Genomic DNA, 6,078 nt, shown 5'->3' with positions numbered 1-6,078 from the left:
AAGAAGTACGCAACGACTCCGCATACCACAGCCGGCGCGCCTTCCGTCAGGAACAGCCATTGCCAGCCATGAAAGCCGCCGACGCCCTGGAACTGCGCCATCACCCATCCCGATAGTGGCCCGGAGATGATGCCGCCGACGGGAACCGCCATGACAAACAGACTGGTCATCCGGCCCCGCAGACGATCCGGAAACCAGTAGGTCAGATACAGCAGGATTCCCGGGAAAAAACCGGCCTCTGCAACGCCCAGCAGAAAACGCAGGATGTACAGGTGCAGTGCGCTCTGTGAAAACATGAGCAGACACGTCACCATGCCCCAGAGCACCATGATCCGTAGCAGCGTGCGCCGTACACCCACGCGTTGGAGCAGAAGGTTGCTTGGCACTTCGAAAGCAACATAGCCGATCGAAAAGACACCCGCAGCTATACCATAGACAGCGTCGTCAAGCTTCAGGTCGTGCAAGAACTGGAGCTTCGCAAAGCCGATGTTGAACCTGTCTATCGTTGCCAGCATGTAGCACAGCAACAGGAACGGTATTAGCCGCCATGCAATCTTTCTGTACACGGCATGCTCCGCGGGTACGACAACAGCTGGTATAGATGACATACCTGGTCTCCAGAGTGGTAGTTATTTGAGCGTTTTGTCGCTCGTACTTTTCATGTCGTCGACGGCCTTTGATCTCAGGACACCGTGGCTGCACTGCCAAGGATCACGGTGCTCTGGCTCGACAATGTGCCGCCGTTGCCATGCACGATCGCGGTCTCGCAGCCAGGGACCTGGCGGCGGCCTGCTTCGCCACGTATCTGACGCACGGCTTCGATGAGAACGAATACGCCGTACATGCCCGGATGGCAGTAGGAGAGACCGCCGCCATTTGTGTTCACGGGAAGCGCCCCACCCGGTGCGATGGCACCGTCGGCAACGAAGCGACCACCCTCGCCCTTCGGGCAAAACCCGAGGTCTTCCAAGAACAGCAGTGTAGTGATCGTGAAGGCGTCGTAGACTTCAACCACATCGATGTCGCGCGACGTGAGCCCGGACATCGTGTACGCGGCGGCGCCCGAGCGCGCCGCGCCGGTGACGGTCAGATCCGGCATGCTGCTGATGCTGTAGTGGCTCAGATCTTCCCCGACCCCGAGCACATATGCGGGACGCGAGGCGAGGTTCGCAGCGCGTTCGGCCGATGTCATGATGAGTGCTCCGCCGCCATCGGTGACGAGACAACAGTCACGCACGGTCAGGGGACTGCTGACCATGCGGGCGCCTAACACCTCGTCGATCGTGAGAGGCTGCTTTTCCCATGCAGACGGGTTGAGGAGAGCCCACTGCCTTGCCGCCACGGCAATGTGTGCCAGATGCTCGCGCGTGGTGCCGTACTGATGCATGTGGCGGGCTGTCGACAGTGCGTAAGAACTCGCTGTGTAGATCGGCCGGTACGGTGACTCGTACGGATTGGCGTCGGGAGCGGCAACGTTCGCTCGGCCGACACTACGTTGCGTACTGCCGTAGGCGATCAATGCGACCTCACACAAGCCGGACTGGATGGCGGCCTGCGCATGCGCGACCATCGACATGAAGCTGCCCCCGCCGATATTCGTGCCATCGTGATAGCGCGGCTTGACACCGAGGTATTCGCAAAGCGCGAGCGTGGGCATTCGACTTTGCGAGGTGGTCGCAAAGACGCCGTCCACATCGCGCAACGACAGGCCGCAGTCCTGCAGGGCACGGTGTGTTGCCTGCGCCATCAGATCGACGGCCGAAAGGCCCGCGCCAACTTCGCCGAGATCGGATTCTGCTACACCCACAATGGCGCAAGCGCCGCGTTTGAGTACGGATCCGGTCATGCTACCTCCGCATCGAAGACGGGGTGCGGTGGTTGTCCGTCAGCGGGATGATGTACACGAGCCCGCACCCGCATGCCAATGCGGACCGACTCGGCCGGCAGGCCCTCGACCCGGCTCATCAGGCGAAAGCCCTCGTCCATGTCGATAAGCACGACGTTGTAAGGCGGTTCCCCACGTGGGCTGATGACGGTGACGGCATAGACGGTCCCGAGGCCGGTGCTGATATGCCATGTCAGATCCGGGTTGCCCGAACCGGGCCCGATGACGCGTGGGTAGAACACAGCCTCGCCCGTTGCGGCGTCGCGCTGGTAGGCGAGTTGTCCTTTACCCAGATAGTCACGGAAGACCGCCAATGGCGAACCCGAAGCGGAAGGGGAAATATTGACGGTGTTGGTCATGAAAACGTGTCCTTCAGATGACGCGGTTCGCACGGTAGTCGGCGATTTCCTGCTGCGTACAACCGAGCAGTTCCTGAAGCACCGCATCGGTTGAGTCGCCGAGAGTCGGTGGCGGTCGACGATAGGACGGCGGGGTATCGCAGAGCCGTAGTGGGCTGGCGATGGTGGAGACAGTGCCCCCGTCGGCCTGGCGCATATCGATTCGCAGCGCACGATGCTGGACCTGCTCGTCCTCGAACACTTCCCGGTAGTCATTGATAGGACCGCACGGCACGCCGCGTGCATCGAAGCGTTCGATCCATTCCGCCTTGGAGCGGGTCAGCATCGCGCGCGCCAGTTCGGGCACGAGTTCATTGCGTCCGGTGATGCGCCCAGTCACATAACGCCAGCGCGGATCGCCGGCCAGATCCGGACGCTCAATTGCATCGCAATACTGTTGCCACTGGGTGTCGTTGCCGACGGCGACCACCATCTCTCCGTCACTGACGGTGAACACCTGGTAAGGAACGAGGCTCGCGTGGGCATTGCCATAGCGATGCGGTACCTTGCCGTTGGCGAAGAAGCCGGTCACCTGGTTGCCACCCAATGCCACGATGCAGTCAAGTAACGCCATGTCGATGTACTGCCCCCTGCCCGATACTGTCCGGTAGTGAAGCGCTGAAAGGATCGCGATCGTGGCATACATGCCCGTCATGACGTCGGCAATCGCGATGCCGGCCTTTTGCGGTCCACCGCCGGGCAACGCGTCCTGTTCTCCGGTGACGCTCATCAGGCCGCCCTTTGCCTGGAATACGAAGTCGTAGCCGGGCTTGTTCGCGCTGGGACCGTCCTGACCGTAGCCGGTGATCGAACAGTAGACGAGCCGGGGGTTGACCTCGCGCAGGCACTCGTAGTCGAGGCCATAGCGCTTCAGATCGCCGACCTTGTAATTTTCAATCACCACGTCGCTTTTTGCAGCGAGCCGGCGTACTAGCGCCTGGCCTTGCGGCGTGGCGATATCGACGGTGATCGACTTCTTGCCGCGGTTAGCCGCGGCATAGTACGTCGAGTTGCGAGTATCAGCTCCGCTTGCGTCCCGGATCCAGGGCGGCCCCCAGGCGCGAGTGTCGTCGCCGATGCGCGGCCGCTCGACCTTGATGACTTCGGAACCCATATCGGCCAGGTTCTGGCTGCACCAGGGTCCGGCAAGAATGCGGGAAAGATCAAGCACACGGATGTGCGACAGGGCCTGTGGGCGCCCCTCGGCTACTGGCGTTTCTTCCAATGACATGGTCGGGCTGTCTCAATGTTGTTATCGGGAATGAACGTGGGCGCCCCGGCCTGGGAGGCATCGATCAAAGCGCGGCCGGAAACTCCACCATCGCCTCGCCAACCGCAATGGTTTCGCCGCGCTGATTGGACACCTGGACGTCGAGCGTCGCCCAGTGTCCTTTTTTAGTCACCTGCACCGCCGTGATCGTGGCGGTCGGCGTGATCGTGTCGCCCGGTTTGACCGGCGCCTTCCAGCGGGTTTCCAACCGGCGCTGAACGCCGCCGCGCGGATAGAGCCAGTCGGTCAGCATCTTCGTGATAACGCCAAAGTTGTTCATGCCGTGCATGATGATTCCACCGAAACTTGTCCGGCCGAAACTGCCCTTCATGTACTCGTCGTCAAGGTGCAGCGGATTGAAATCCAGCGATGCTTCGCAAAATTCCCGGATGGTTTCGCGTGTGGGCGAAAACGGGGTGCCGTCGATCTGCTGCCCCGCCTGCAAGGTGTCAAATGCGTTTGTCATGGTCATCCTCAAAAGGCGCGAATCGTCCAGCCGCGGCCGGAGCAGATCACCTGGTTGTGCTGGTTGAAAAAAACGTTGTCATGAACGACGAACAAACGATCTTTCTTGATGAATTTGTCGAGTGCGCGCGCTTCAAGGCGGATAGTGTCGCCCGGGCGTGCGGGAACGTTGTAGCTCCACGACTGACCGGCGTTGATGGTGCCGGGACTGCGCATCCAGTCGTCGGCAGGCGTGCAGGAGAACATCAGCAGGATGTGAACAGAAGGCGGTGCGATCAGCCCTTTGTAGGGGCTCTGTTTCGCGTACTCCTCATCGAAGTACAGTGGATGCGTGTCGCCCAACACCCGGCACAGCTTCTGGATTGCTTCCAGCGTGAGCGTGTAAGGCAACGTCTTGCGCGGCTCGCCAGGGATGATGTCGTCCCAGGTCTTGCGCAGTTCGGCGTCCTTCCAGAAATCTGTCTCGAACGTTTCGGCTTTCATGAGGTTTCCATATCGAGTTGATGAATTGGTATCATCTTGCTATAATGTCCGCTAAGCGGATATATCGGTCCGCTTGATGGTCATCATCGCAACTAAAATCTGCGATGTCAAGGGTCACGGAGAAAGCATGGCAACGCCTGAGAGTGAATCGTTCGTCCGCACATTCGCACGTGGCATCGCGGTGATCGAAGCGATGGGACGCGGCGCAACGCACCAGACGCTGGGAGAGATTGCCGACAGTGTCGGTCTGCCGCGCACCGCCGTGCGGCGATTTCTGATGACTCTGATTGAGCTGTCTTTCGTGAAGTCCGACGGAAAGCAATACTGGCTCACGCCGCGCGTGCTCCGGCTAGGGCTTTCCTATCTGGGCACACTTCCCTATTGGCGCGAGGCGCAGGTGGCGCTTGAGGAACTTTGCACGCGCATCAAGCAGTCATGCGCCCTCTCCGTACTCGATGGCGAGGACATCGTTTACATCCAGCGTCAGCATTCGAAACGGATCCTGCCCATGAGTCCGACCCTAGGAAGCCGGTTACCCGCACATGCCGTGTCGATGGGGCGGGTGATGCTTGCCGGCCTCCCTGACGACGAGTTGAACCACTACCTCGAAACGGCCACGCTCAAGCATCTGACCGGTGCCACCGTGATGGACAAAACAGTCTTGCGGGAACGAATTCTTGCCGCACGAAGCGACGGATACTCATGGATTGATGGAGAACTCGATGATTCCATTTGCGGGCTTGCGGTCCCGGTACGTGATAAGGACGGCCTGACCATAGCGGCGGTAAATGTCAGCCTTCCCACGGGGCAATTCGACCAGAAAACCGCGGTTCAGCGGTATCTCGGTGAGTTGCGCCTCGCGGCGTCCCAGTTGAGAGCCGCGAGCTAGCTTCGACGACGTGTATCCTGAGAGGGAGGAGGCGTCCCTGACCGTCCTGCTTGGCGCGATCGCGATGACGCGACGGGCGTGATCGGCTCACAAAAAAGTCCGTTGTCCGCGCGGAGGGGACGTTCGAACGTCCATGTGAAAGCGCAGGCGAACGCCCGCACCTGGCCGACTGCGGTCCGATGCTGAAGCGCCAAGGACGCTCGCTGTCGCTCGGCTGGTGGCTGTCGCAAGCCGACCCCACTCCGGCCAGTCATTCCCCTCCGAAGCAGCCGTTCAACGTTTGACATGAGTAGCGTACGTCCGCTTGTTCGCGACTCGCCGCTCGATGAAAAAGAAAGCAGATTGCCCGCTCCGCTTTTCTGAATAGTACGGACGTGGGTCCGTTGAATGCATGTCAGGCCGCATGAGAGCCAGAAGTGCCGCATTGTGATGAGCGCGGAGGATTTGCAAAAGGCACGTCTGGACGAACCACGCAAGACCTGGGCGTGAGGAGTGGACGGTGAGGCCGGTTGCGTACGTCCCGATCCGCCCGCTGAACTCACGCGCTGCCAGTCGAAAGTCAAAGTTACTTCAGGTGAATAAGGACTGATCCCTCCGATATCTCCGGCGCGCCCACGCCCGTGCTTTCGGCGTTTTTCGTGATCCAGTCCTTCGCCTTTTGCACGCTTTCATCAATGCCTGCCTTGTC

The 6,078-nt window shown here is 60.4% G+C and carries 7 protein-coding genes; 1 reads left to right on the top strand and 6 read right to left on the bottom strand.

Going from position 1 to position 6,078, the window contains the following annotated elements:
- From PQR02_RS39325 to PQR02_RS39300, 6 genes are all read right to left on the bottom strand, one after another.
- The coding region (locus tag PQR02_RS39325) for an MFS transporter (protein ID WP_408243211.1) at positions 1-566 on the bottom strand (566 nt) is incomplete at its 3' end.
- A 116-nt stretch (positions 567-682) separates the two neighbouring features.
- A complete protein-coding gene (locus tag PQR02_RS39320; RefSeq protein WP_408243210.1) occupies positions 683-1,846 on the bottom strand; it encodes a thiolase family protein in 1,164 nt (387 codons plus the stop codon).
- On the bottom strand, positions 1,843-2,244 hold the full coding sequence (locus PQR02_RS39315; protein ID WP_408243209.1) for a Zn-ribbon domain-containing OB-fold protein: 402 nt from the start codon (positions 2,242-2,244) through the stop codon (positions 1,843-1,845). Before PQR02_RS39315 ends, PQR02_RS39320 begins: the two co-directional genes overlap by 4 nt.
- A gap of 13 nt (positions 2,245-2,257) precedes the next feature.
- On the bottom strand, positions 2,258-3,514 hold the full coding sequence (locus tag PQR02_RS39310) for a CaiB/BaiF CoA transferase family protein (RefSeq protein ID WP_408243208.1): 1,257 nt from the start codon (positions 3,512-3,514) through the stop codon (positions 2,258-2,260).
- Between the two features lie 64 nt (positions 3,515-3,578).
- Positions 3,579-4,025, bottom strand: coding sequence for a MaoC family dehydratase (locus tag PQR02_RS39305; RefSeq protein WP_408243212.1), 447 nt, complete (start codon positions 4,023-4,025; stop codon positions 3,579-3,581).
- 2 nt (positions 4,026-4,027) lie between these two features.
- A complete protein-coding gene (locus tag PQR02_RS39300) occupies positions 4,028-4,501 on the bottom strand; it encodes a MaoC family dehydratase (RefSeq protein ID WP_408243207.1) in 474 nt (157 codons plus the stop codon).
- 76 nt (positions 4,502-4,577) lie between these two features.
- Here PQR02_RS39300 and PQR02_RS39295 point away from each other — a divergent pair, with 76 nt between their 5' ends.
- The gene (locus tag PQR02_RS39295; protein ID WP_408243206.1) at positions 4,578-5,390 is read left to right on the top strand and encodes an IclR family transcriptional regulator domain-containing protein; all 813 of its coding nucleotides are present in this window, start codon (positions 4,578-4,580) and stop codon (positions 5,388-5,390) included.
- Positions 5,391-6,078 lie beyond the last annotated feature (688 nt).

The sequence above is a fragment of the Paraburkholderia sediminicola genome (assembly GCF_046026895.1).
Lineage (GTDB): Bacteria > Pseudomonadota > Gammaproteobacteria > Burkholderiales > Burkholderiaceae > Paraburkholderia > Paraburkholderia sediminicola_C.
Note: the sequence above shows the minus strand (reverse complement) of the source record. Positions and strands in the feature narration are given on the sequence as shown.